Annotated in this window: 20 protein-coding genes; 10 read left to right on the top strand and 10 right to left on the bottom strand. The window is 63.4% G+C overall.

All coding sequences use genetic code 11. From position 1 onward, the window contains the following. Nucleotides 1-83 precede the first annotated feature (83 nt). Complete coding sequence (locus PH586_RS00200; protein WP_271345755.1) at nucleotides 84-1,733, bottom strand: histidine kinase N-terminal 7TM domain-containing diguanylate cyclase; 1,650 nt, start codon at nucleotides 1,731-1,733, stop codon at nucleotides 84-86. A 364-nt stretch (nucleotides 1,734-2,097) separates the two neighbouring features. Here PH586_RS00200 and PH586_RS00195 point away from each other — a divergent pair, with 364 nt between their 5' ends. After that, a complete protein-coding gene (locus PH586_RS00195) occupies nucleotides 2,098-2,499 on the top strand; it encodes a YkgJ family cysteine cluster protein (RefSeq protein WP_271345754.1) in 402 nt (133 codons plus the stop codon). Nucleotides 2,500-2,551: 52 nt separating this feature from the next. Here PH586_RS00195 and PH586_RS00190 read toward each other — a convergent pair whose 3' ends face one another. The 4 genes from PH586_RS00190 to thiI form a co-directional block, all read right to left on the bottom strand. Continuing rightward, the gene (locus PH586_RS00190; protein WP_271345753.1) at nucleotides 2,552-3,916 is read right to left on the bottom strand and encodes a DUF3999 domain-containing protein; all 1,365 of its coding nucleotides are present in this window, start codon (nucleotides 3,914-3,916) and stop codon (nucleotides 2,552-2,554) included. Continuing rightward, a complete protein-coding gene (locus PH586_RS00185) occupies nucleotides 3,913-7,482 on the bottom strand; it encodes a DUF2339 domain-containing protein (RefSeq protein WP_271345752.1) in 3,570 nt (1,189 codons plus the stop codon). Before PH586_RS00185 ends, PH586_RS00190 begins: the two co-directional genes overlap by 4 nt. 243 nt (nucleotides 7,483-7,725) lie before the next feature. Further along, nucleotides 7,726-9,543 (bottom strand): translational GTPase TypA, encoded by a 1,818-nt coding sequence (typA, locus tag PH586_RS00180; RefSeq protein WP_271345751.1) that lies wholly within the window; start codon nucleotides 9,541-9,543, stop codon nucleotides 7,726-7,728. 161 nt (nucleotides 9,544-9,704) lie between these two features. Then, nucleotides 9,705-11,159 carry a tRNA uracil 4-sulfurtransferase ThiI gene (thiI, locus tag PH586_RS00175; protein ID WP_271345750.1) on the bottom strand — a complete coding sequence of 485 codons (1,455 nt, stop codon included), beginning with the start codon at nucleotides 11,157-11,159 and terminating at the stop codon, nucleotides 9,705-9,707. 329 nt (nucleotides 11,160-11,488) lie between these two features. Between thiI and glnA the strand changes: the two genes are divergently transcribed. The 5 genes from glnA to ntrC all read left to right on the top strand — a co-directional run bounded on the left by glnA (nucleotide 11,489) and on the right by ntrC (nucleotide 17,216). Further along, complete coding sequence (gene glnA / locus PH586_RS00170; protein WP_271345749.1) at nucleotides 11,489-12,895, top strand: glutamate--ammonia ligase; 1,407 nt, start codon at nucleotides 11,489-11,491, stop codon at nucleotides 12,893-12,895. A 172-nt stretch (nucleotides 12,896-13,067) separates the two neighbouring features. Continuing rightward, on the top strand, nucleotides 13,068-13,622 hold the full coding sequence (locus PH586_RS00165) for a DUF4124 domain-containing protein (RefSeq protein WP_271345748.1): 555 nt from the start codon (nucleotides 13,068-13,070) through the stop codon (nucleotides 13,620-13,622). A gap of 3 nt (nucleotides 13,623-13,625) precedes the next feature. After that, entirely contained in the window at nucleotides 13,626-14,240 is a 615-nt protein-coding gene (locus tag PH586_RS00160) for a DUF4124 domain-containing protein (protein WP_271345747.1), read from the top strand. Nucleotides 14,241-14,697: 457 nt separating this feature from the next. Beyond that, nucleotides 14,698-15,783, top strand: a complete 1,086-nt coding sequence (glnL, locus tag PH586_RS00155) for a nitrogen regulation protein NR(II) (protein ID WP_271345746.1) — start codon at nucleotides 14,698-14,700, stop codon at nucleotides 15,781-15,783. Further along, on the top strand, nucleotides 15,780-17,216 hold the full coding sequence (gene ntrC, locus PH586_RS00150; RefSeq protein ID WP_271345745.1) for a nitrogen regulation protein NR(I): 1,437 nt from the start codon (nucleotides 15,780-15,782) through the stop codon (nucleotides 17,214-17,216). Before glnL ends, ntrC begins: the two co-directional genes overlap by 4 nt. A 360-nt stretch (nucleotides 17,217-17,576) precedes the next feature. On the opposite strand, the gene PH586_RS00145 is transcribed toward ntrC, so the two are convergent. Then, complete coding sequence (locus tag PH586_RS00145) at nucleotides 17,577-18,017, bottom strand: hypothetical protein (RefSeq protein WP_271345744.1); 441 nt, start codon at nucleotides 18,015-18,017, stop codon at nucleotides 17,577-17,579. Here PH586_RS00145 and trmL point away from each other — a divergent pair. Beyond that, complete coding sequence (gene trmL, locus PH586_RS00140; protein WP_271345743.1) at nucleotides 18,016-18,477, top strand: tRNA (uridine(34)/cytosine(34)/5-carboxymethylaminomethyluridine(34)-2'-O)-methyltransferase TrmL; 462 nt, start codon at nucleotides 18,016-18,018, stop codon at nucleotides 18,475-18,477. The genes PH586_RS00145 and trmL overlap by 2 nt on opposite strands. 91 nt (nucleotides 18,478-18,568) lie before the next feature. On the opposite strand, the gene secB is transcribed toward trmL, so the two are convergent. From secB to PH586_RS00125, 3 genes are read right to left on the bottom strand one after another with little or no spacing between them, the layout of a single operon-like run. After that, entirely contained in the window at nucleotides 18,569-19,060 is a 492-nt protein-coding gene (gene secB / locus PH586_RS00135) for a protein-export chaperone SecB (RefSeq protein WP_271345742.1), read from the bottom strand. Nucleotides 19,061-19,103: 43 nt separating this feature from the next. After that, nucleotides 19,104-19,358 (bottom strand): glutaredoxin 3, encoded by a 255-nt coding sequence (gene grxC / locus PH586_RS00130; protein WP_271345741.1) that lies wholly within the window; start codon nucleotides 19,356-19,358, stop codon nucleotides 19,104-19,106. A 1-nt stretch (nucleotide 19,359) separates the two neighbouring features. Further along, nucleotides 19,360-19,773, bottom strand: a complete 414-nt coding sequence (locus PH586_RS00125; RefSeq protein WP_238040433.1) for a rhodanese-like domain-containing protein — start codon at nucleotides 19,771-19,773, stop codon at nucleotides 19,360-19,362. 139 nt (nucleotides 19,774-19,912) lie between these two features. Between PH586_RS00125 and gpmI the strand changes: the two genes are divergently transcribed. From gpmI to PH586_RS00110, 3 genes are all read left to right on the top strand, one after another. Then, nucleotides 19,913-21,448, top strand: a complete 1,536-nt coding sequence (gene gpmI / locus PH586_RS00120) for a 2,3-bisphosphoglycerate-independent phosphoglycerate mutase (protein WP_271345740.1) — start codon at nucleotides 19,913-19,915, stop codon at nucleotides 21,446-21,448. 137 nt (nucleotides 21,449-21,585) lie between these two features. After that, complete coding sequence (locus tag PH586_RS00115) at nucleotides 21,586-22,836, top strand: murein hydrolase activator EnvC family protein (protein ID WP_271345739.1); 1,251 nt, start codon at nucleotides 21,586-21,588, stop codon at nucleotides 22,834-22,836. A 34-nt stretch (nucleotides 22,837-22,870) separates the two neighbouring features. Next, a complete protein-coding gene (locus PH586_RS00110; protein WP_271345738.1) occupies nucleotides 22,871-24,178 on the top strand; it encodes a S41 family peptidase in 1,308 nt (435 codons plus the stop codon). A 217-nt stretch (nucleotides 24,179-24,395) separates the two neighbouring features. Here PH586_RS00110 and PH586_RS00105 read toward each other — a convergent pair whose 3' ends face one another. Continuing rightward, nucleotides 24,396-25,151 carry a substrate-binding periplasmic protein gene (locus tag PH586_RS00105; protein ID WP_271345737.1) on the bottom strand — a complete coding sequence of 252 codons (756 nt, stop codon included), beginning with the start codon at nucleotides 25,149-25,151 and terminating at the stop codon, nucleotides 24,396-24,398. Nucleotides 25,152-25,223 lie beyond the last annotated feature (72 nt).

Genomic DNA, 25,223 nt, shown 5'->3' with positions numbered 1-25,223 from the left:
ATCCTGTGCAGTTTAACCCTATACGAGCGGTAGCGCCTCCAGCCGAGGATGGATGGAGCACATACCCCGGTATTCGCCACGGCCTAAGCCTGCGCGCATACCTGCACGCGGTTACGTCCGGCCCGCTTGGCCTCATAGAGTGCAACATCGGCCGCATGCAGGAGCTCATCCAGCGCGTGACCTTGCTCGGGCCACAGCGCCAGACCAGCCGACAGGGTTACCGTACGCTCACCGCTGCGCGTAGGCAGCGGGCTGGCGGCCAGCCCCAGACAAATCGACTCCAGGCGCTTGCGCGCTTCCGCCAGATCGACACCCGGCAGGATCAGCAAAAACTCCTCGCCGCCGATTCGAAACACCGCATCCGAGGCGCGCAGATTATCCAGCAAGTGCTGCGCCACGCCCTTGAGCACGTCGTCACCGGCCAGATGGCCGTATTCGTCGTTGAGCTGCTTGAAATGATCGAGGTCGATCAAGGCCAGCGCCACCGACGTCCGCTCACGCTGCGCGCGGGACAGTTCGCGACTGAAAAATTCGTCGAGGTAGCGCCGGTTGTACAGACCGGTCAGCGGATCGCGCAGCGCCTGCTCTTGCAACTGCTCATGCAGACTGGAGATGGTGCGCAGACGGTCCTCACTGATGGCCAGCGCCTCGGCCAGCTCCAGCTCGCCGAGATGGCGCTGAGTGACATCGCGCAGGTAGAGCATATGGCCGAGCACGATGGTGCCGTGGCGGGCCTCACGCTCGATCACGCGGATGCGTACTTCAAAGTAACGCTGCGAACTCGCCAGGGAGAGCAATTGATCCTGACCCGCAGAATCCTGGCGCCGCATCACCCCCCGCAAGTCCCGGCCGAACACCGGCCAATCGCCCAACTTGCGGCCCTGCCAGGCCTTGCTCAAGCCGGCCAGTTTGAGCGCCTCCGGATTGGCCTCGATTACCCGCATCTGCGGGTCCACCACCAGCACCGGGTCAAGCAACGCGTCCAGCAGCAGATGCCGCGCCACCGGCAACAAATCGAACAGACGCACGCCGACGATCAGCCAGGCAAATGCCACCAGGGTAAAGGCAAAGCTGAAGGGCGTCGGATCGAAGCCGAAAACCGTCCAGCCGAAGCCGATGTAGCCGATGTTGGCCGCCCAAGGCACGGCAGTGAGCACCACGAAGGCCAGATAATGCCGACGATGGACGCCGCGGCTGAACGCAGCCGCATGGATGACCACGCCCAAGCTGAAGGCCATGAACAGGTAAAGGTAGACCGCCGCCGCATAGAACAGCGGACCGTGTTGGTACTGCACCGGCGAACCCGGCTGCGCCGAGAGCGCCGCCGTCCCCGCACCATAGAACCAGCCATGCCAAGGGTTGCTTAGAGCCACCAGCCAGACCAGCAGCGGCACCACGGCCAGGCCCAGCGTGTGACGCAGCGGCAAAGGCTGTCGCACGCTATTGACGTACTGCCAGAGAAAGATCGACCAGAAGGCCGGCACAGAGAGGATGCCGGGCCAGGCCATGCTCGCCCAGAACACCTTGCACTCGGCGGCCTGCGCGGCCATTTCCAAGGCCGCGGCGAGCATCCACCAGAGGCTCGCCGCATGCAGCAGGATAAAACTCTCGCGACCAGGGAAGTAGCGCTGCTGCTTGACCCAGCGCGTCAACAGCAACACGCCGCTGCAGATCAGAGTGGTCAGCACTACCGGCGCAGTCAGCGCCCAGCCCGAACCCGCACACATGCTCATGGCCGCACCCACGGAGCCTGCGCCTGACCAGGCCATGCATGAGGCGACAGCAGTGCGAGCGGATTCACGGCAGACAGGGCGAGACAAAGAGACATGTGTAAGCGGCCATCCTGACCTGAAACGGTGATGAGAAAATCCCAGAAAATTGCTGTCAGCGCCAAAGATACTGCACTTCAGCCAATTTTTAGCAGGGGTTTTCTTGCCCCGGCCCACGGTCGCCGCAACAGCCAGTCAGGTTGTCGCCGAAACCAGGCAACATGGCCAGGCCAGCCAAGAAAACCGACCAGCCGGCAGATGTTGGTTCACAAATCCGTCAACGCCGTTATCATCGCCCGCTGCCCAGCCAATACGCGCCCATAGCCCCATGAAGAACAACCTGATCGCCGCCGCCGAAATCGACCGCCTGGACACCTGGGCCAAATACACCAGCGACATGTGCCACAGCTGCAATTCCACCTGCTGCACGCTGCCGGTCGAGGTGCGCATCGGCGACCTGATCCGCATTGGTGTGGTCGATGACTTCGAGCGCGGCGAACCACCGAAGAATATCGCCAAACGCCTGCAGAAAGAGGGCATCGTCGAGCGCTTCAACCAGAAGTCGGGGATCTTCACCCTGATCCGCATGAGCAACAACGACTGCCTGTACCTGGATCGCAAGACCCGCCTGTGCACCATCTACGACAAGCGCCCGGACACCTGCCGCAACCATCCCAAGATCGGTCCACGGCCGGGCTACTGCGCGTACATCCCAAAAGCGCTGAGCTGAAACGGCCCAGCAAAAAGCCCCCGCCAGCCAGGCTGACGGGGGCTTTTTTGCGTCAGGGCGCGGCGGGCTTGGCCCGCAGCAGGCTCCAGGCCATCAGCACCAGCAGGCCGACCCCGGCGAGCAACACCGCCCATAGGCCCAGACGCTTCCAGTCCCAGCCTGCAACCTGCCCGGCGTCTGCCGCCTCGCGCAGCGGGGCCTCGGCCGCAGTCGCAACGCCCAGTGCAGCCAAGCGCTTATCGTCGTAGCCGGGTATCAGGGTACTCAGCGGCAGGCTCGCGGCGGCGCCAGTAGCCTTGCCGATGGCCAGCACATAGGGCGGCTTACCGCGGGCGAGAAACACCAGCTGGGTCGCGCGGATAGCCACACGGATGGTCGGCGCGGCGCTGCCCAGGCCGCCGCCGCGCTCATCCACCTGCAGACGCAGTTGCTGCACCGGCGCGCCATGCAGCTCCAGCTCGTTGTGCAGCACCTCCTGACCATCCTGTGGCAGGCGGTAGAGCAGGCCGCGCGCCAGCGGCTGCCACTGCACCTTGCCCTCACGCCGGCCCGTGACGCTCACCGGCGCCAGGCTGTTGGCCTCAGCCAGCTCGACCCGCAAGCGCTGCAACGGCAAGGCCAGGGGCAGCTCCCAGCGGTATTCGCCGACCTCGGCGCTACTGGGCGACAAGGCCGCCGACCAGCTTAAGGGCGCCGCCAGCCTGTCGCGGCGGGCACTCAGCAGCCGCGCAGACAATAGCTGCGGAGCCTGCCGGGGACTGCTCCAGAGCAGGCGCAGGTAGCGCGCAGACTGGTCCGGCAGCTTCACTTCACGCTGATCGATGCGCTCATCGGCAAACGACAGCCGGGCGATCTGCCCATCGCCCCAGGCACGCCAGTGCTGCAGGTCATCGCTGGCCTCGATGCTGAAGCGCTGGAAGCCCTCATGCTCGGCGCGCCAATCGAGAGTCAACTGCTGCAGCGGCGCCTCGATGGCGCTGGCGTCGAGCAACCAGCCGCGTAAAACCTGTTGATCGGCATGCGACGCATCGTCCGCCAACACCTCGACCAGGGTGCCGCCGCTGCTGCGCTGCACACGCACAGCAGGGCTCTGCTCGGCATTCAGCGGGCCACGCAAGGGGAACCACTTCACCGCGGTGTCCTGCTGCGTCTCGTGCTGTCGGGCACTGCCCAGGGTCAGGGCATAGGCCTGGACCTCGCCTGCGCCATTGAATACCCGCAGGTCGCGCAGGTCGGCGTAACGCGCGGCCATATGCACAGCCATTGGCAGCTCCAGGCGATACCAGGGGCCTTCGCCACTCAGGCTCAGTGGTAGCTGAACGGCATAGTCGCGGGCGCTGTCCTGCCCCACCACCAGGGGGGCGGCCAAGACCAGTAACGCCAGCAGCCACCCACGCACACCGGTATATCCTTTCATGCCTGCACCTGCTCCGTTTCAGGCACCGGCTGCCGGGGCGGCAGCGGTGCAAAATAGCCGACGATCAACAGCAGCACGCCCACGCCGATAAAGGAGACGATGCGCTCCAGACCACCCTGGTTGCCCAGCTCGACGAAGAACAGCTTGGCCACCACCACACCGATCAGGGCCGCCCCCACCAGCCACAGCTCGCGCCGCGCCCGCAGGTGGCCGACGATCATCAGCGGCAGGGCGATCAGGGTCCAGACAATGGACAGCCCCGCCTGCACCAGCATCGACTCGAGCAGGCCATGCAACTGGTAAGGCACCCCGCCCCAATGGTGGGATGCACGCAGCACCGCCGCCGTGAGCAGGGCAAACAGCGAAACACCGGCCAGCAGCTGGGCCAATTGGCCGCGCAGCACGGTCGCTAGGCCGAGTGGCGTCAAGGCGCTGCGCAGCCACTGGAACACCGCAAACAGGCTGATCAGCAGCCCCAGCTCCAGCGGATTGAGCACTGGCAGGTAAGGCAGCGGCTCGGCGGCGCCATCGCTGGCGATATTGGCCAGCCAGAACCAGGCCAGCATCAGCAACGCCAACGGCGCCGCCGCGAACAGGCGGTACTCGCGTGAATACGCCGCCACCGGCCACGGCCACTGCCGCGGCGCCGCCATCAGCAGCAGATAGAGGCTGGGCAACAACGCCCAGCCCAGCCAGCGCCAGGCATTGTAGTGCTCCGCCAGCAGAGACAGCAGGTAGCGCAACTCAAGGGCCAAGACCCCGAGGAACAGCCAGCAGCCCAGCACATGCACGGCGCTCAGCGCGCCGGCCGGCAGCAGACCGCTCAGGCGCCGCAACACCAGCAGATGCACGGCGAGCAGCGCGCCCCAGCCAAGCCAACCGAAGTTCGCCAGCGGGTGATAGTCGAGGTGCCAGGCAGACAGCAGGATCAGCGCAGCGACCGGCACCAGCAGCGCGCACAGCAACGCCATGCTCCGCCACTGCGCCCGCACGGCAGCCAGCAACCACAGCGCCACGCTCGAGGCGGCGCCCAGCAGCAACAGCGACGCCTGCAGCGCAGGCGCGGCGAAACGGACGATTTCGCTGACCAGTGCCAGCGTCCACCAGCCGGCGCCCCAGACCAGCAACAGCTGCGACAACCGCTGCAGGCTGCGGGCAGACAGCGTCGCGTCCCGTTCCAGGCGCGCCACCTGCTGCAGACGCCAGGCGCCAATCAAGGCGGCGACGGCCAGCACCGCCGGGGTCCAGAAGCCGGCGTGGGCCAGCGGGCGCAGACCTTCGCTAGCGAGCTGACCCACCAGCAACGGACTGGCCAGCAGGAAGGACAGACCACCGAACACCTGCAGCAACAGGCCGAAGACAAAACCGGCGCGCTGCTGTAACTGCAGACTGAGCCAGACCACCAGCAAACCGCTGCCGCCCCAGACCGCGCTGGCGCTCTGCCAGGGCAAGACGAACAGCACCGCAAGATTGATAAACAGCAGCCCGACCAGCAAGACTGCCGACAGCCCACGCATCAGCCGCCTATCGCTGCTGATCTGCCGATCGCGCGCCGCCAGCAGCATGCCGCCGATCAGGGTCAGGCCGATCACCGAGGCCGTCAGCAAGCCGCGCCAACCTGCGCCAAAGGCGCCACTGCCGATGCCCGAGGCGGCATCCAGCTGCAACAGGAACAGCGCCCCACCGAGCAACTGCACGGCGAACGCGCTGAACAAGAAGGCGCGCGACTGCAGGCGCAGGCCAACCAACACGCTGGCCAGGCCGGCCAAGGCCCAGCTGATCGCCGTGACTTCGGCGTTGAAACACAGCGGCGCGAGCAGGTAGAGAAAGGTCAAACCGGCGCAGGCCAATAGCGGCAAGCCACGCCGCTCCCAGGCCGAAGCCTGAGCGTCATCCGCCTGACGCAGCGCGTAGAAACTGAACAGCAGCGCCGCGCCGAGCATCAGCGCACCCAGCGCCGGGCCGGCCAACAGGCTATCCAGCCCCGGGCGCAGCTCGCCGACAAAGGCCAGCGCCGCACCCGCTTGCAACAGCAGGGCGAAGGCGCGGGCCAGACTGCGCCGCTGACGCAATCCCAGCCAGAAGATACCGGCACCCTCCACCGCCCAGGCGGCCGAGGTCCAGCGCGCATCCAGGCCCAGGGGAATCGCCAGGCTGGCGAACACCACCCCCAGCGCCAGACAGGTTTCCACCAGCAGCAAGGCGCGACCGTCCGGGCGCCTGGCCAGCAGCAGCGCCAGGCCCAGGTAGAACAAGCCCAGCGCCAGCGCGCTGAAGGCGGCAGCGAACTCGAGATGCTGCACCAGCGCGAACTGCAGGCCGAAGCCCACCAGTGGCGGACCGAACAGTACAGTCGCGTCGACATAATCGCCCTGGCGCGCCGACCAGCGCAGCAAGGCCTCGCGCGCCTGCGGCGCCGCCCCGGCCTCGGCCAGCTTGCGCCGGGCGAACAACAGGCCGATGGCCACGTACATCAGGAAGAACAGCAGCAGGAACGGCTCGGTACTCCCCAGCAACGCCGGGGTGTAGGCACGCAGGCCCCAGGCGAAACCGATACCGAAGGTGCCGACGAAGCCGATCAGGTTGAGCAGGCGCCAGGTCTTGAACCAGGCGATGGCCAGAATGGCGCTGTTGAGCAGGACGAAATAACTGAACAGCGCGACATGGTTGCCGCTACCGGTCGAGGTCAGGATAGGCGCGGCAAAGCCACCGAGTGCAGCCGCGGCCGCCAGCCCCAGGGCATTCTGCGTCACCGCGAGAATCGCCGAGCAGAGGGTCACGATCAGCAGCAGGGCAAACGCCTGCGCGGGCTCGAGCAAGGGATGCAGGCGCATGGCGGCGAAGATCGTCAGGTACAGCACGGCGATGCCCGCGCCTTGCAGCATCAGGCCGTAGTTCGGGTTGCGCAGGCGCAACCACCAGCCCAGGCCGAGCAAGGCGATGGCGCTGGCCGCCACCCCGGCGTAACGCAGCTGCACCGGCACCACCATGCCTTCGGTGGCGTAGCGCAAGAGGAAGGCCAGACCGAGGAACAACAGCAGCACGCCGATGCGCAGCACGGTATTGCCGCCGAACAGCCAGGCGCGGGCCAGGGCGATGGCGCGCTCGATCAGCGAAGGTTCGCGCGGCTCGGTCGGCTGGCGCGCAGCGGTCGCGTCATACGGTTGCTCCGTCGCCTGGGTCCAGGCGTCGGGACTGCCCGGCGCAGCCTCGGGTTCGGCTGGCGCGAGAATCTCCGCCGGCAGCTCCCAGCTCAGTTCGGGCTCGGGCTCGGGCTCGGGCTCGGGTGCAGCGTGGGCCATCGCGGCCGCTGGCGCCTCATCCGCCGCCGCAGGCCGGGGTTCGACCTTGAGCAACCGCTCGTGAATGGCCTGGGCGTCCTGTTCAAAGCGCTCGGCGAAACTCTTCAGCTGCTGCGCCAACTCGGCGTTCTGGACTTGCAGCCCCCTGAGCCTGAGCGCCTGAGCTATACCCAGCCCGACCAAGCCACCCAATACCGCGCCAGTGGCCGACTCTGCAACCAGAGCCCCCAGCACCAGCCCAACCAGCATGAAGATCCATTGCATGCACTGACTTCCCAATCGATGGCACTCAAACTGCGCGGCGGCAAATCGCGCCTGCGCCTCAAGCAACGGGCCACCAGTATATCGGTCGCCCCTGCTCACCTTAATACAGACGAATGCTGGTCACTTCACAGGCACAGTGAATTCAGCGGTGGCGTCTTGCATGGGCAAAAGCCAGCGCGCCAAAACCAAAAAGCCCCCGCCAACTCAGGTTGGCGGGGGCTTTTCAGTCATGCAACCGAGTTATCAGTTGCCTTTCTTGGCCGCGCGGTTGCGCTCGCTTTCACCAAGAATTTTCTTGCGCAGGCGAATCGACTTCGGCGTGACTTCGCACAGCTCGTCGTCCTGGATGAATTCCAGGGCCTGCTCCAGGGTGAAGCGAACCGGCGGAACCAGGGCGATGGTTTCGTCTTTACCGGAAGCACGCATGTTGTCGAGCTTCTTGCCTTTGGTCGGGTTCACGCCCATGTCGTTGTCGCGGCTGTTGAGACCGACGATCTGACCTTCGAAGATGTCCTGGCCATGCTCGACGAACAGCTTGCCGCGCGCCTGCAGGGTTTCCAGCGAGTAGGTCAGCGCCTTGCCGGTGGCTACCGATACCAGTACGCCGTTCTGCCGGCCGGACATGTCGCCGGACTTCATCACGTCGTAACGGTCGAAGATGCTGGTCATGATGCCGGCACCGGAGGTCAGGGTCAGGAACTCGTTACGGAAACCGATCAGACCACGGGCCGGAATATTGTACTCGAGGCGCACACGCCCCTTGCCATCCGGAACCATGTTGGTCAGGTCGCCTTTGCGCAGACCCATCTGCTCCATCAGCGCGCCCTGGGAAACTTCCGGCACGTCGATGGTGACGTTCTCAAAGGGTTCGTGCTTGACGCCATCGACCATCTTGATGATCACTTCCGGACGACCGACACCCATCTCGAAGCCTTCGCGACGCATGGTTTCGATCAGTACCGAGAGGTGCAGCTCGCCACGACCGGAGACCTTGAACTTGTCAGCCGTGTCGCCTTCTTCGACGCGCAGGGCCACGTTGTACAGCAGCTCCTTCTCCAGGCGCTCCTTGATGTTGCGGCTGGTGACGAACTTGCCTTCTTTACCGCAGAACGGCGAGTCGTTGACCTGGAAGGTCATGGCAACGGTCGGCTCGTCCACGGACAGCGGGGTCATGGCCTCGACGTTCTGTGGATCGCACAGGGTGTCGGAGATGAACAGCTGATCGAAGCCGCTGATGCAAACGATGTCGCCAGCGGCGGCTTCGTCCACGTCGACGCGATGCAGACCGTGGTGACCCATCAGCTTGAGGATACGACCGTTACGGCGCTTGCCGTGAACGTCGATCGCCACCACCTGGGTGTTCGGCTTGACGCGGCCACGGGCGATACGGCCAACGCCGATGATGCCGAGGAAGCTGTTGTAGTCCAGCGCGGAAATCTGCATCTGGAACGGGCCGTCACGGTCGACTTTCGGCGCCGGCACGTGATCGACGATGGCCTGGTACAACGGCACCAGGTCTTCCGCCATGTCGGTGTGTTCCAGACCGGCAACACCGTTGATCGCCGAAGCGAACACGATCGGGAAGTCCAGCTGCTCTTCGGTAGCGCCGAGGTTGTCGAACAGGTCGAAGATTTGCTCGACAACCCAATCCGGACGCGCGCCCGGACGGTCGACCTTGTTCACCACCACGATCGGACGCAGGCCAGCCTGGAAGGCTTTCTGGGTCACGAAGCGGGTTTGCGGCATCGGGCCGTCTTGGGCGTCGACAACCAGCAGCACCGAGTCAACCATCGACATCACGCGCTCGACTTCACCGCCGAAGTCGGCGTGGCCGGGGGTGTCGACGATGTTGATGTGGTGGCCATTCCAGTTGATGGCGGTGTTTTTCGCCAGAATGGTAATGCCGCGCTCTTTTTCCTGGTCGTTGCTGTCCATCAGGCGCTCGGTGTCGAGCTCGTTGCGCTCGAGGGTACCGGATTGGCGCAGAAGGGCATCAACCAAGGTGGTTTTGCCATGGTCGACGTGAGCGATGATGGCGATGTTGCGTAGTTTTTCGATCACTTGTGTATCTCGATCAGAGGATTCGGTTTGCCGCATATTCTACGCGGCAGATATTAACTAAATACGAATTCGGCCAGACGGTGCAAAAGCGCAGCGGCTTTTACCCCGCCTGCAGGTCGGGAGGGCGATGGCGGATGCTGCCGCCATTCAACCCGGGCGTCTTATGCCGGACGATAAACGCGCACATTGGCATACCCCTCGCTAAGCAGGTGGTGGGCATGCAAACGGCTCATGATGCCTTTGTCGCAATACAGCAGGTATTGGCGACTGGCATCCAGCTCTTTGAAGCGGCTGTTCAAGGCATAGAACGGCAGCGTTTGCACTTCGATACCGGGCAGCTCGAGTGGCTGCTCTTCGGCGTTATCCGGGTGACGGATGTCAATGATGACATGACTGGCCAGGGCTTCGTTGACTTCCTCGACCTTGATGTCCTTGCCCAGCTCGTCGATTACCTTGTCGATCGGCAGCAATGTCGCGCGCTCGAGGGCGCGCTCGAGAATTGCCATATCGAACTGACGCTCTTCATAGTCGATACGATCTTTCTTCGCCCGGGTGGTCGGGTTCACCGAGATCACGCCGCAATACTCTGGCATGTGCTTGGCAAACTCGGCGGTGCCGATGGCGGTAGCGGTGTCGATGATGTCCTGCTTATGGCTGGCAATCAGCGGCCGCAGCACCAGCATGTCGGTGGCCGAGTCGATCACCGAGAGGTTGGGCAGGGTCTGGCTGGAGACCTGGGAAATCGCCTCGCCGGTGACCAGGGCATTGATCTGCAGCTTCTCGGCCATGTGCGTGGAGGCGCGCAGCATCATGCGCTTGAGGATCACACCCATCTGGCTGTTGTCGACCTTGCCGAGAATCTCGCCAAGCACTTCCTCGAAGGGCACGCTGATAAACAGCACGCGCTGGGAACTGCCGAACTTCTGCCACAGGTAATGGGCGACTTCCATCACCCCCAACTCGTGGGCACGGCCGCCCAGGTTGAAGAAACAGAAATGGGTGACCAGGCCGCGGCGCATCATCTGATAGGCCGCGACCGTGGAATCGAAACCGCCGGACATCAGCACCAGGGTCTGCTCCAGTGAGCCCAGCGGATAACCGCCCAGGCCCTGGTGCTGATTATGAATAACGAACAGGCGCTGATCGCGGATCTCCATGCGCACTTCGACTTCGGGCTGCTTCAGGTCGATCCCGGCGGCGCCACACTGCTGGCGCAATTGGCTGCCGACGTAGCGCTCGATGTCCATGGAACTGAATGCATGCTTGCCGGCACGCTTGCAGCGCACGGCGAAGATCTTGCCCGGCAAGCGGTCGCCGAAGTGGTGCATGCATTTAGCCAGCACGTCGTCGAAGTCGCCCAGCGGATACTCGTCGACCTGGAGAAAATGGGTGATACCCGGCGTGCAACTGAGCCGCTCGATCATCGCCTGCAGGGTTTTCGCCTCGCTGATCGCAGTCTCGACTACCAGGTTGTCCCACACACCACTGACCAGCAGCTGCGGATCGAGATCGCGCAGCACCGAACGAATGTTTTTCGCCAATTGCCGGATAAAGTGCTTACGCACCGGCCGGCTTTTGATGGTGATTTCTGGAAAGACTTTAACGATCAGTTTCATTAAAACAGCACATGCCAAGACGACTAAAAAACAGGGGCGCGGATTATAGCGGAAATTGAGCAAGCTTTGACCAAAAATACCACCACCCTATATCAGTGCACTTTAATGGCGCACAGAAAACATGAGCGACCCATATTGGTGCGCAAAATTTCTCTTTGATCTTCCGCAGGCCTCGTCATGCTTGAGTTTCAGCCGCTCAACCCATTCCTGTGCACTGGCACGCAATTTGCTCCCTTGTGAGGCAGGTTATCCTGGCGGACTATCGCGCCCGGCCGCACCAATTATATAGAGGGCTCACCATTCCGAGCCTTATCCACCTGGAGGACAGCATGTCGAAGTCGATTCAACTGATCAAAGAACACGACGTGAAGTGGGTTGACCTGCGCTTCACTGACACCAAGGGCAAGCAACACCACATCACCATGCCGGCACGTGATGCCCTCGACGAAGACTTCTTCGAAATCGGCAAGATGTTCGACGGCTCCTCCATTCATGGCTGGAAAGGTATCGAAGCCTCCGACATGATCCTGCTGCCGGTCGACGAAACTGCCGTGCTCGACCCGTTCACCGAAGAGCCGACCCTGATCCTGGTCTGCGACATCATCGAGCCGAGCACCATGCAAGGCTATGACCGCGACCCGCGCTCGATTGCCAAGCGCGCCGAGGAATACCTCAAGTCCACCGGCATCGGTGACACCGTATTCGTCGGCCCGGAGCCTGAGTTCTTCATCTTCGACGAAGTCAAATTCAAGTCCGACATCTCCGGCTCGATGTTCAAGATCTACTCCGAGCAGGGTTCCTGGATGTCCGACCAGGACGTCGAAGGCGGCAACAAGGGCCACCGCCCAGGCGTCAAAGGCGGCTACTTCCCGGTTCCACCGTTCGACCACGACCACGAAATCCGTACTGCCATGTGTAATGCCATGGAAGAAATGGGCCTGGTTATCGAAGTGCACCACCACGAAGTGGCGACTGCCGGCCAGAACGAAATCGGCGTGCAGTTCAACACCCTGGTAGCCAAGGCTGACGAAGTTCAGACCCTGAAGTACTGCGTGCACAACGTGGCCGACGCCTACGGCAAGACCGCCACCTTTATGCCGAAGCCGCTGTACGGCGACAACGGTTCGGGCATGCACGTACACATGTCCATCTCCAAAGATGGCAAGAACACCTTCTCCGGTGAAGGCTATGCCGGCCTGTCCGATACCGCCCTGTACTTCATCGGCGGCATCATCAAGCACGGTAAGGCCCTGAACGGCTTCACCAACCCGTCGACCAACTCCTACAAGCGTCTGGTCCCGGGCTTCGAAGCTCCGGTCATGCTGGCCTACTCGGCGCGCAACCGCTCCGCCTCGATCCGCATCCCCTACGTGTCCAGCCCGAAAGCCCGCCGTATCGAAGCACGCTTCCCGGATCCGGCTGCCAACCCGTACCTGGCTTTCGCCGCCCTGTTGATGGCTGGCCTGGACGGCATCCAGAACAAGATCCACCCTGGCGATGCGGCCGACAAGAACCTCTATGACCTGCCACCGGAAGAAGGCAAGCTGATCCCGCAAGTCTGCGGCAGCCTGAAAGAAGCCCTGGAAGAGCTGGACAAGGGCCGCGCGTTCCTGACCAAGGGCGGCGTGTTCTCCGACGACTTCATCGACGCTTACCTGGAACTGAAGAGCGAAGAAGAAATCAAGGTCCGCACCTTCGTACACCCGCTGGAATACGACCTGTACTACAGCGTCTAAACCGGCAAGCAAGACAAGAGGCCACCTACGGGTGGCCTTTTTTGTGGCGGCATGTCGAGCGCTTAGCCTCGACCGTCAATTTGTTGCGCCAGTCCCGATCGCCACACCAGCACCCTTGCCAGCGCGACCTGCCAATGTAAGTCTTAGCAGTACATCCATCGGGAGATTGACCATGCGCCGGATACTCACCTGCCTGCTGCTGAGCTTGGCATTGCCGGCCAGCGCCCAGATCTACACTTACACCGACGCCAACGGCAATACGGTGTTTACCGACCAGCCGCCAGAAGGCGTGGCGGCGCAACCCGTGCAACTGCCACCGACCAACACCGTGGAACCACCAGCACCGGCGACACCCACGATCAGCAATGGCAGCGAAACCACGACCGAATCCCCCTATCGACTTCTGCAAGTGACCGGCCTGCCCAGCACCGACGCACTGCGCGCCAACGCCGGCACCTTCAGCGTCGGGATTGAAGTCGAACCACGCCTGGCCGCCAATCACCGCCTGCGCCTACTGCTGGATGGCCAGCCTTACGGCCAGCCCAGCAATGTGCCGCGCCTGCAATTGACCAATGTCGCGCGCGGCGAACACAGCCTGGCGGTCGAAGTACTCAGCGGCGATGAGTCGATCCAACAGAGCGCCGCCGTCACCTTCGCCGTGCAGCGGGTCAATACCAGCAGCCCGGCGCTGCGCCCGCCAACCGCAAAACCCAACCCGGCCCCCTGAACCATGCGTAATCTGCTGCTGTGTTTACTGCTGCTGAGCCTGCCGGCAGCCGCCCAGGTGTATACCTATCTAGATGCCGAGGGTAATCGGGTATTCACTGACAAGCCCCAGCAGGGTAATGCCGAACGCATCCAATTGGCGCCCACCAACGGCATGCACAGCAACACCCACGAAGCACCGCCCGCAGCAACACCACCCAGCGCACCGCCGCTGAGCTACCAGATGCTACGGATCTTGGTGCCGCAGCCCGACGCGACCATCCGCGACAACACCGGCAACCTGATCGTCACCGCCACCAGCGAGCCGGCGCTGCATCCGGGCCACGGCTACCGTTTGCTGGTCGATGGTCAAGCGACAGGCGAGAGCGGACGCAGCCCGGTTTTTGCGCTGGAGAATATCGACCGTGGTACCCACCAACTGGCCGTGGAAATCGTCGACGCCCAGGGCCGCACCCTAGAACGCACCCCCAACCAGCCGCTGCATATGCGGCGGATGCCCCTGACCCAGAAACGCCTGGCCAGCCCCTGCAAGAAAGACGATTACGGCGTGCGCCTGGAATGCCCGCTCAGGGACAAACCCGCGGAAAAGACAGACATTCCCTTCGTACCCTTTTTCTGACCCTCCCGGCACGCACCGTATTGGTGCGCCGCACTGCACCAGCAACTATACTTTCCCTGTTTTGGTTCACTCGTCCGCCCGAGCACCGAACCAATACGCCCTCATGTCGTCGCCAATGCTGATTCCGCGCGTCTTTTCGGGGCTTTGGTTTGCTTCTTGCATTTTCCAGTGGCAGCACCGCAAGCCTTAGGGTCTGCTGACAGTATGTCGCGGCCGCGACCAAGGCCCGCCTGGCGCAGCACAAGGCATAGGAGTGAAGTCTGTTTATGCCAAATGACCGACGAGAAACACCGGGCCATGCCAAACCGGCTCACTCCCTTTGGGCAGCGCGCCCAGTAGTGCCAGTCGGCGTTAGCCAACCTGGCAACGCAACACCCATTGCCGCCGCCCCGCGCGCTGCCTGGCACTATCTGGTAGCGCAACGCGGCTCGCGGCGAAACCTCAGCAGAGCCTATATATGACGATCAAAGATGCACTGCACCGCCTGCTGCTGGACAACTTGACCACCGCCACCCTGCTGCTCAACGCCGACCTGCGCCTTGAGTACATGAACCCGGCGGCGGAAATGCTCCTGGCCGTCAGCGGCCAGCGCAGCCATGGACAATTCATCAGCGAACTGTTCACCGAGTCGGCCGAGGCCTTGAGTTCGCTACGCCAGGCCGTCGAACAGGCACATCCGTTCAACAAGCGCGAAGCCGTGCTCACCGCCGTCACCGGCCAAACCCTCACAGTCGATTACGCGGTCACGCCGATCCTCAACCGCGGCGCAACCCTGCTGCTGCTGGAGGTGCATCCGCGCGACCGCCTGCTGCGCATCACCAAGGAAGAAGCGCAGCTGTCCAAGCAGGAAACCACCAAGCTGCTGGTGCGCGGCCTGGCCCATGAGATCAAGAATCCGCTCGGCGGCATTCGCGGCGCCGCCCAGTTGCTCGCCCGCGAGCTGCCGAATGAAGACCTCAAGGACTACACCAATGTGATCATCGAAGAAGCCGACCGCCTGAGAAACCTGGTCGACCGCATGCTCGGCTCGAACAAGCTGCCGATGCTGGCCATGACCAACGTGCACGAAGTGCTGGAGCGGGTCGGCAGCCTGATCGAAGCAGAAAGCCAGGGCAGCATCATTTTGGTGCGTGATTACGACCCGAGCATTCCCGACGTATTGATCGATCGCGAACAGATGATCCAGGCCGTGCTCAATATCGTGCGCAACGCCATGCAGGCCATCGGCGCGCAGAACGAAATGCGCCTGGGCCGCATCACCCTGCGCACCCGCACCCTGCGTCAATTCACTATCGGGCATATCCGCCACCGCCTGGTGGCACGCCTGGAAATCATCGACAACGGCCCCGGCATCCCGGCGGAGCTGCAGGACACCATCTTCTATCCCATGGTCAGCGGACGTGCCGACGGCACCGGGCTGGGCCTGGCGATAACCCAGAACATCATTAGTCAGCACCAGGGTCTGATCGAGTGCGAGAGCCATCCGGGCCACACCGTGTTCTCGATCTTCCTGCCGCTTGAACAAGGAGTAACTCCGTCATGAGTCGCAGTGAAACCGTATGGATCGTCGATGACGACCGCTCCATCCGCTGGGTACTGGAAAAAGCCCTGCAACAGGAAGGCATGACCACCCAGAGTTTCGACAGCGCCGACGGCGTGCTCAGCCACCTCAGCCGGCAACAACCGGATGTGATCGTCTCGGACATCCGCATGCCTGGCTCCAGCGGCCTGGAACTGCTGGCGCAGATCCGCGAACTCTACCCACGCCTGCCGGTCATCATCATGACCGCCCACTCCGACCTGGACAGCGCGGTGGCGTCCTATCAGGGCGGCGCCTTCGAGTACCTGCCCAAGCCGTTCGACGTCGATGAAGCGATCTCCCTGGTCAAGCGCGCCTATCAGCACGCGCAGGAGCAGCAAGGCCTGCAGGCGCCTATCGAGCAGCCGCGCACCCCGGAAATCATCGGCGAAGCACCGGCCATGCAGGAGGTGTTTCGCGCCATCGGCCGGCTCTCCCACTCCAACATCACGGTCTTGATCAACGGCGAATCCGGCACCGGCAAGGAACTGGTCGCCCACGCCCTGCACCGCCACAGCCCGCGCGCGGCTTCGCCGTTCATCGCGCTGAACATGGCGGCGATCCCGAAAGACCTGATGGAGTCCGAGCTGTTCGGCCACGAAAAAGGCGCCTTCACCGGAGCGGCCAACCAGCGCCGCGGCCGCTTCGAACAAGCCGACGGCGGCACCCTGTTCCTCGACGAAATCGGCGACATGCCGGCCGACACCCAGACCCGCCTGCTGCGCGTGCTGGCCGATGGCGAGTTCTACCGGGTCGGCGGCCACACGCCGGTCAAGGTGGATGTACGGATCATCGCCGCCACCCACCAGAACCTGGAAACCCTGGTGCAGGAAGGCAAGTTCCGCGAAGATCTGTTTCACCGCCTCAACGTGATCCGCATCCACATCCCGCGACTGTCCGACCGCCGTGAAGACATCCCGACCCTGGCCCGCCACTTCCTCGCCCGCGCCGCGCTGGAACTGGCCGTCGAACCCAAGTTGCTGAAGAGCGAGACCGAGGACTATCTGCAGCACCTGCCCTGGCCGGGCAACGTGCGCCAGCTGGAAAACACCTGCCGCTGGATCACCGTGATGGCCTCCGGGCGCGAGGTGCATGTCGGCGACCTGCCCCCGGAACTGCTCAGCCAGCCACAGGACAGTGCACCGGCGAGCAACTGGGAACAGGCGCTGCGCCAATGGGCCGACCAGGCCCTGGCCCGCGGTCAGTCGGACCTGCTCGACAGCGCCGTACCGGCCTTCGAGCGGATCATGATCGAAACGGCGCTCAAGCACACCGCCGGCCGCCGCCGAGACGCCGCCCTGCTGCTGGGCTGGGGCCGCAATACCCTGACCCGCAAGATCAAGGAACTGGGCATGAAGGTCGACGGTGCCGAAGACGACGACAGCGACGACGCCTGACCGCGATCCGGGTACAAAAAAACGGGCCGCTGGCCCGTTTTTTTCTGCAACCGCCAGCCCCTAGCCCGCATGCAATGCCTCCCCGCCGGTGCAGCGGGCGGCGCGACAGGCACCGCCCTCGGCGGTCGCCACGGCCAATTGGCATGCGGCGCTCCGAATCGGCGCCTGGGCGCACCTGAATGCACAGGCAAGGAACATTCCCCCCCTCATAGCCGCCACCCCGACGCCCTGCGACGGCGCTGCAGCCCAGCAAAAACGGGGATTCGCGCCGCCGTAATAAAACTGGCACAACCCCTGCATATGCTTAAACAACTCCAGTTTTGGGGGCCTTGGTACAGGCAGGCCGGGGATTCCCCTCTTTTATTCGTACGCCAGGCTGACCGTCAGCCGCCACCGCCCGTCCAGCTCCTCAGCGCGCCATTCGCCGCGCAACGGACGGGCCGCCACCACCCGCAGCAGCAACTCCCGGCCCTCGCGCCGCACCCGCCAATTGACAACCTTGCCCTGCAGGCGCAACTGCCCCTGGCGCTCGCGACCCAGGCTTTCGACGCGCAGAAAAAATACACCGTCCAGGTGACCGCTACGCACCTTCGGCTCGACGTTGAACCACAGCTGCAGCCCCTCATCCACTACGTCGACACTCGCCAGCCGCAGCGGGTCGGGGTGAAACATGCGGCCGATCATCAGGCCGATCAGAAAACCGAACAACGCCAGGGAGCCGATCACCCGCGCCCAAGGACGCGGCCGCGCGCCCGGATCAGGAGTAGAATACCGGCCGTCTTCAGGCTTGGAGCCGCGCATGTTTCACGTGATCCTCTTTCAACCGGAAATTCCACCGAATACCGGCAACATTATCAGGCTCTGCGCCAACAGCGGCTGCCACCTGCACCTGATCGAGCCCTTGGGCTTCGAACTGGATGACAAGCGCCTGCGCCGCGCCGGACTCGACTATCACGAGTACGCCACCCTGCAGCGTCATGCCGATCTTCCCAGCTGCCTGGAGAGCCTCGGCCAGCCGCGCGTCTTCGCCTTCACCACCAAAGGCTCTCAGCTCTATCACCAGGTGCACTACGCGCCCGGCGATGCCTTTCTGTTCGGCCCGGAAAGCCGCGGCCTGCCCCAGGACATACGCGATGCTCTGCCCGCCGCACAATGCCTGCGCCTGCCGATGCGCGAAGGTTGTCGCAGCCTGAACTTGTCCAATACCGTGGCGGTGGCCGTCTATGAGGCCTGGCGCCAACAGGACTTCGCCACGCCTTGACAGGCCCCGGCGGGTGGCTCGGACTGCCTTGCCCCCACGCTCGCGGCACAAAAAAGCGCCCCTGAGGGCGCTTTTTATCTGCGGCAACGGCTCAATTGGCCGGAGCGGCCTCGCCGGCCTGCTGCTGAATGCGCTGCAGTTCTTGGGCATAGAGGGCGTCGAAGTTCACCGGCGCCAGCATCAGTGCCGGGAAGGAGCCGCGCACCACCAGACTGTCGAGGGTTTCGCGCGCATACGGGAACAGGATGTTCGGGCAGAACGCGCCCAGGGTGTGACTCATGGAGGCGGCGTCCAACCCCTTGACCAGGAAGATCCCGGCTTGCTGGACCTCGGCGATGAAGGCGGTTTCTTCGCCGTTTTTCACGGTGACCGAGAGGGTCAGCACCACTTCGTGGAAGTCGCCTTCGAGCGGCTTCTGCCGGGTATTCAGGTCCAGGGCAACGCTCGGGCTCCATTCCTGACGGAAGATCTCCGGGCTCTTCGGCGCCTCGAAGGACAGGTCGCGGACATAGATGCGTTGCAGGGAAAACTGCGGATTCTGTTCGCCTTGGGCGCCCGCGCCGTTGCTAGCTTGTTCAGTCATGGCAATGCCTTCTTGTCGTGGGTACTGGGTAGATGAGGGGGTACTAAGCCTCGAGCAGCGCATCCAGCTCGCCCGCGCGCTCCAGGTCATACAGATCGTCGCAGCCACCAACATGGCTGCTGCCGATCCAGATCTGCGGCACCGAGGTCTGCCGCGCCTTACGCGTCATCTCGGCGCGCACCTCGGGCTTGCCGTCGACCTTGATTTCATCGAAGTCCACGCCCTTGCGGGCCAGCAGCTGCTTGGCACGCATGCAGTAGGGGCACCAATCGCTGGAATAAATGACGACGGCAGACATATCACTTCACCAATGGCAGGTTGTCGCCACGCCAGCTGGCAATCCCGCCAGACAGCTTGGCCGCGTTGAAACCGGCTTTTTTCAGGTCGCGACTGACCGAACCGGCATGCTGGCCCATGGCATCCACCACGATCAGGGTCTTGTCTTTGTGCTTTTCCAGCTCCGCGATGCGGCTGGTGATCTTTTCATAGGGAATATGCAGGGCGCCGACGATATGACCGGCAGAGAAATCCTTCTGCCCACGCACGTCCAGGACCAGGCCCTGCTCGCTGTTGATCAAGGCAGTCAGCTCGCGACTGCTCAGGCTTTGCCCACCTTTACGCAGTTCCGTGAAGATCAGCAGCGCCAGCAGGACAACGAACAATCCGCTCAATTCATAGTGCGTAGAGGCAAATTCAATCAGTTTGGCAAGCATGAGGTGGTTCCGGGACGGTAAAATCCCGGCAGTATACACAGCCCCACAGGTCGGCCACACCCCGCCCGGCGGTGACGGGTCTGCTACCAGGCCTTAAAATGCCCGGCCTTTTGTCCCTCATGCACAGCGAGCCAGATTAATGAGTGCCACGCCCAAACCCTTGGTCCTGATCATTCTCGATGGCTTCGGTCACAGTGACAGCACCGAATACAATGCCATCCATGCCGCCAACACGCCGGTCTACGACCACCTGTGTGCCACCCAGCCGCATAGCCTGATCTCCGGCTCAGGCATGGACGTCGGCCTGCCGGACGGCCAGATGGGCAATTCCGAGGTCGGCCATATGAATCTCGGCGCCGGCCGTGTGGTGTACCAGGACTTCACCCGGGTGACCAAGGCCATCCGCGACGGCGAATTCTTCGACAATCCGGCGATCACTCGCGCGGTTGATCAGGCCGTGAGTGCCGGCAAGGCGGTGCACATCCTCGGCCTGCTATCCGACGGCGGCGTGCACAGCCATCAGGATCACCTGGTGGCCATGGCCGAACTGGCCGCCCAGCGCGGCGCCGAGAAAATTTACCTGCACGCCTTCCTCGATGGCCGCGACACCCCGCCGAGAAGCGCCCAGGCCTCGATCGAACTGCTCGACACGACCTTCGCCAAGCTCGGCAAGGGCCGCATCGCCAGCCTGGTCGGCCGCTACTTCGCCATGGACCGCGACAACCGCTGGGACCGCGTCGAGCAGGCCTACAACCTGATCGTCAACGGCCAGGGCCAGTTCAACGCCGCCAGCGCGACTGAAGGCTTGCAGGCCGCCTACGCCCGCGGTGAAAACGACGAGTTCGTCAAGGCCACCACCCTCGGCGAGCCGGTCAAGGTAGAAGACGGCGACGCCGTGGTGTTCATGAACTTCCGCGCCGACCGCGCCCGCGAACTGACCCGCGCCTTCGTCGAACCCGACTTCCAGGACTTCCCGCGCGCGCGCCTGCCGCAACTGGCCGGCTTCGTCATGCTGACCCAGTACGCCGCGAACATTCCGGCGCCCAGCGCTTTCGCTCCCGCCAGCCTGACCAATGTGCTTGGCGAATACCTGGCGAAGAATGGCAAGACCCAGTTGCGCATCGCCGAGACCGAGAAGTACGCCCACGTCACCTTCTTCTTCTCCGGCGGCCGCGAAGAGCCGTTCGAGGGCGAGGAGCGCATCCTGATCCCGTCGCCGAATGTCGCCACCTACGACCTGCAGCCCGAGATGAACGCGCCGCAAGTCACCGACCGGATCGTCGAGGCGATCGAGCAACAGCGTTATGACGTGATCATCGTCAACTACGCCAACGGCGACATGGTTGGTCATACCGGCGTGTTCGACGCTGCGGTCAAGGCCGTGGAATGCCTGGACAGCTGCGTCGGACGTATCGCCGCGGCGCTGGACAAGGTCGGCGGCGAAGCCCTGATCACCGCCGATCATGGCAACGTCGAGCAAATGGAGGATGTCTGCACGGGACAGGCGCACACCGCCCACACCTGCGAGCCGGTGCCCTTCATCTATGTCGGCAAGCGCCAGCTGAAGATGCGCGAAGGCGGGGTTCTGGCCGACGTGGCGCCGACCATGCTGACCCTGATGGGCCTGCCGATCCCGGCGGAAATGACCGGCACCAGCATTATCGAGCTGAGCTAACGGCGGCAAGCAACACGCGCGGCAATGCCGACCATCACCCGGTTGGCATGCCGCGCCCCTGCTATTTACCACTTGCAGCTTGCCGCTGGATTTTTAGGCATACTAGGCCAGTCTCCCGCCCAGGTATCGCCAGTACCATGTTTCGCCTCATTGCCCTGATATTCCTCGCCTGCCTGCTGACGCCGGCCTTTGCCAACGAGAAAGCCGACGCCCAGAAACAGCTGGAAGCGGCCCGCAGCGACGTGGCCGAGCTGAAAAAGCTGCTGGAGAAGTTGCAGCAGGACAAATCCGGCGTGCAGAAAGACCTGCGCAAGACCGAAACCGAAATGGGCGAGCTGGAAAATCAGGTCAAGGAGCTGCAAAAAAGCCTGAAAGACGGCGAGGTGGAAATCCAGCGCCTCGATCAGGAGAAAAAAAAACTCCATGACGCTCGCCTCGAGCAACAACGGCTGATCGGCATTCAGGCCCGCGCCGCCTACCAGAGCGGCCGCCAGGAATACCTCAAGCTGCTGCTGAACCAGCAGAATCCGGAAAAATTTTCGCGCACCCTGACCTATTACGACTACCTCAGCGAAGCACGCATGGAACAGTTGGCCACGTTCAACGAAACCCTGCGGCAGCTGGCCAACGTCGAGCTGGACATCGCCAACCAGCAGAACCAGTTGCTGGAACACAAAGAGACCCTGGACGCGCGCGCCGAGCAACTCGCCCAGGCACGCAAGGAACGCCAACTGGCCCTGGCCAAACTGAACCAGGAATATTCCGCCCGCGACCACAAACTCAAGGCCCGCCAGCAAGAGCAGGCGCAACTGGCCCGGGTACTGAAAACCATCGAAGCGACCCTGGCCCGCCAGGCGCGCGAAGCCGAACAGGCGCGGCAACGGGCCTTGGTCGCCGCGCGCGAGCAACAGCGCAGCAGCACTGCGGCCGCCAGCAGCCCCAGCAACGGTCCGCTGGTCAGCTCCGGCACTACTTATGGCGGACCTTTTGCCAAGGCCCGCGGCAAGTTGCCCTGGCCGGTCAATGGCCGCCTGGTCGCCCGTTACGGCACCCCGCGCGGCACTGACGCCCGAACCAAGTGGGACGGCGTCCTGATCGGCGCCAGCGCCGGCAGCCAGGTACACGCCGTACATGGCGGCCGCGTGGTGTTCGCCGACTGGTTGCGCGGTGCCGGGCTATTGGTCATTCTCGACCATGGCAATGGCTACCTGAGCCTGTACGGACACAACCAGAGCCTGCTCAAAGACGCCGGCGACGTCGTCAACGCCGGCGACCCCATCGCCACAGTCGGCACCAGCGGCGGGCAAGACACTCCCGCGCTGTATTTCGCGATTCGCCAGCAGGGTCGCCCCAGCGACCCTGCACAATGGTGCCGCACGCAAGGATAAGCGCTGCGCTCACCTCTCTAGGAGTTAGTTCGACATGCCGCATCCGTCTCGCCTCACCTTTCTGGCCCTGGCCATTGCATTGCTTGGCGGCCCCCAGCTGCTGCAGGCCGCCGAAGCGCCACCGGTACCTGCCATCGCGAATGACAAGGCGCCGCTGCCGCTGGACGACCTGCGCACCTTCGCCGAGGTGATGGATCGCATCAAGTCAGCCTATGTCGAACCGGTCAGCGACAAGACCCTGCTGGAAAACGCAATCAAGGGCATGCTCAGCAACCTCGACCCGCACTCCGCCTACCTCGACCCCGAAGCCTTCCGCGAGCTGCAGGAAAGCACCAGCGGCGAGTTCGGCGGCCTGGGCATCGAAGTCGGCCTGGAAGACGGTTTCATCAAAGTGGTCTCGCCGATCGACGACACCCCGGCCTCGAAAGCCGGCATCCAGCCGGGCGACCTGATCGTCAAGATCGACGGCCAGCCGACCAAGGGCCTGTCGATGATCGAAGCCGTGGACAGGATGCGCGGCGAAGCCGGCAGCAAGATCCTTCTGACCCTGGTGCGCGAGGGCGGCAAGCCCTTCGATGTGGAACTGACCCGTGCGGTGATCAAGGTCCGCAGCGTCAAGAGCCAGTTGCTCGACGATAGCTACGGCTACCTGCGCATCACCCAGTTCCAGGTCAACACCGGCGAAGAAGTCGGCAAGGCCCTGAACAAGCTGCGCAGGGACAATGGCAAGAAGCTGCGCGGCCTGGTGCTGGATCTGCGCAACAACCCTGGCGGCGTGCTCCAGGCCGCGGTCGAGGTCACCGATCACTTCCTCAAGAAGGGCCTGATCGTCTACACCGAAGGCCGCATCGCCAACTCCGAGCTGCGCTTCTCCGCCGACCCGGCAGATGCCAGCGAAGGCGTGCCCCTGGTGGTGCTGATCAATGGCGGCAGCGCTTCGGCCTCGGAGATCGTCGCCGGCGCCCTGCAAGACCACAAGCGCGGCGTGCTGATGGGCACCGACAGCTTCGGCAAAGGCTCGGTGCAGACGGTGCTGCCGCTGAACAACAACAGCGCCCTGAAACTCACCACCGCCCTGTACTACACCCCAAACGGCCGCTCGATCCAGGCCCAAGGCATTGTCCCGGACATCGAAGTCGCGCGGGCCAAACTGACCCAGGAACAGGGGGAGCGCAACATCAAGGAAGCCGACCTGCTGGGGCACCTGGGCAACGGCAATGGTGGCGCGGACAAGCCCAGCCGGAGCAAAACCAGCAAGCAAGCGCGGCCGCAGGATGATGATTATCAGCTGAGCCAGGCACTGAGCCTGCTCAAGGGCCTGAGCATCACGCGCGGCAATTGACCCGCTGACGCAGGCACGAAAAAGCCCGGACAGGATGCCGGGCTTTTTTCTGGGCGCTGAACTGGTCAGCGGCTGCAAGGCGCGACGGTTGAGTAGGCCTCACCCACCACCACTAAGCTGGAACCCGCTGGACTGAAGCGGGTTGCTGCCCGCCCCAGGTTTACCCTCGCACCCCACCAGTGGCCCAGGGCTCTTTGCGGCCTGCCTCGATTAACCCCTACAGGTAACTGTTGGTCATGTCCTCGACGAAGCCTTCGCTGCGCAGCTCCTCCAACGCCTTCTGCAAGCGCTGCACCACCTCGTCGGGGGTATCCTTGTTCAGCGCCAGATACAATTCGGCCTCATTGAAACGCAGCACGGTGGTCAGGCCACCGACACCTTCCTGCTTGGCGAGGTAGCGGCCAACCGGGTCGGTGGTGGCCCACAGATCAATCTGCCCCTTGATCAGCTTCTGCACGTTCTGCTGGTCGCGTAGCGCGTTGATGGGCTCCAGCCCCTGGCTTTCCAGATGCTGGCTGACCGCATCGTTCTTGTAGGCGCCGATCTTGTATTGCCCGGCCTCCTTCAAGCTCGCCACGCTGAGGTTGTTGCCTGGCGCGGCAAGCAGCACCCAGCCGGTGTTGGCGATCGGCCCCACCCACTTGAACAGCGGCTGGCGCTCCGGGGTAAAGGTGGTGGAGAACAGCCCGTAGTTGGGTTTATCCAGGGTCAGCCGATACAGCCGATCCCAGGGGAAACGCAGGCTCAGGCTGTAGTCGATCTTGGCACGCTTGAACATGGCCCGGACGATCTCGGCACTGATGCCGTCGATACCGTCGTCACGGGCAAAGTTCTTGTCGTCGACCGACATATTGAACGGCGGGAAGTTCTCGGTCAGCAGCACCACCTTGTAGCCATAGGGCAACTCGGCATGGGCCGCGCAGGCGCTGAGTAGAAGGCCGAACAACAAACTGCTTTTGATGATTTTCAACATTAGTCTTCCCGCTCGCATGTGTTGTGATTATGGCTAGCGGCAGCTCGGCTCGTGGCCAACCTGCTGAGTCCT

This window comes from Pseudomonas aestuarii, assembly GCF_027988105.1.
Lineage (GTDB): Bacteria > Pseudomonadota > Gammaproteobacteria > Pseudomonadales > Pseudomonadaceae > Aquipseudomonas > Aquipseudomonas aestuarii.
The sequence above is the reverse complement of the archived record's forward strand: the minus strand, read 5'-3'. Positions and strand labels throughout refer to the sequence as shown.

Excerpts from the sequence above, each read along its gene's own strand:
- secB (WP_271345742.1), bottom strand. The coding sequence starts at position 19,060 with ATGACTGAACAAGCTAGCAACGGCGCGGGCGCCCAAGGCGAACAGAAT.
- PH586_RS00160 (WP_271345747.1), top strand. The coding sequence starts at position 13,626 with ATGCGTAATCTGCTGCTGTGTTTACTGCTGCTGAGCCTGCCGGCAGCC.
- PH586_RS00200 (WP_271345755.1), bottom strand. The coding sequence starts at position 1,733 with ATGAGCATGTGTGCGGGTTCGGGCTGGGCGCTGACTGCGCCGGTAGTG.
- thiI (WP_271345750.1), bottom strand. The coding sequence starts at position 11,159 with ATGAAACTGATCGTTAAAGTCTTTCCAGAAATCACCATCAAAAGCCGG.
- ntrC (WP_271345745.1), top strand. The coding sequence starts at position 15,780 with ATGAGTCGCAGTGAAACCGTATGGATCGTCGATGACGACCGCTCCATC.
- PH586_RS00165 (WP_271345748.1), top strand. The coding sequence starts at position 13,068 with ATGCGCCGGATACTCACCTGCCTGCTGCTGAGCTTGGCATTGCCGGCC.
- PH586_RS00185 (WP_271345752.1), bottom strand. The coding sequence starts at position 7,482 with ATGCAATGGATCTTCATGCTGGTTGGGCTGGTGCTGGGGGCTCTGGTT.
- PH586_RS00110 (WP_271345738.1), top strand. The coding sequence starts at position 22,871 with ATGCCGCATCCGTCTCGCCTCACCTTTCTGGCCCTGGCCATTGCATTG.
- gpmI (WP_271345740.1), top strand. The coding sequence starts at position 19,913 with ATGAGTGCCACGCCCAAACCCTTGGTCCTGATCATTCTCGATGGCTTC.
- PH586_RS00195 (WP_271345754.1), top strand. The coding sequence starts at position 2,098 with ATGAAGAACAACCTGATCGCCGCCGCCGAAATCGACCGCCTGGACACC.
- trmL (WP_271345743.1), top strand. The coding sequence starts at position 18,016 with ATGTTTCACGTGATCCTCTTTCAACCGGAAATTCCACCGAATACCGGC.
- PH586_RS00105 (WP_271345737.1), bottom strand. The coding sequence starts at position 25,151 with ATGTTGAAAATCATCAAAAGCAGTTTGTTGTTCGGCCTTCTACTCAGC.
- glnA (WP_271345749.1), top strand. The coding sequence starts at position 11,489 with ATGTCGAAGTCGATTCAACTGATCAAAGAACACGACGTGAAGTGGGTT.
- PH586_RS00145 (WP_271345744.1), bottom strand. The coding sequence starts at position 18,017 with ATGCGCGGCTCCAAGCCTGAAGACGGCCGGTATTCTACTCCTGATCCG.
- PH586_RS00115 (WP_271345739.1), top strand. The coding sequence starts at position 21,586 with ATGTTTCGCCTCATTGCCCTGATATTCCTCGCCTGCCTGCTGACGCCG.
- grxC (WP_271345741.1), bottom strand. The coding sequence starts at position 19,358 with ATGTCTGCCGTCGTCATTTATTCCAGCGATTGGTGCCCCTACTGCATG.
- PH586_RS00190 (WP_271345753.1), bottom strand. The coding sequence starts at position 3,916 with ATGAAAGGATATACCGGTGTGCGTGGGTGGCTGCTGGCGTTACTGGTC.
- glnL (WP_271345746.1), top strand. The coding sequence starts at position 14,698 with ATGACGATCAAAGATGCACTGCACCGCCTGCTGCTGGACAACTTGACC.
- PH586_RS00125 (WP_238040433.1), bottom strand. The coding sequence starts at position 19,773 with ATGCTTGCCAAACTGATTGAATTTGCCTCTACGCACTATGAATTGAGC.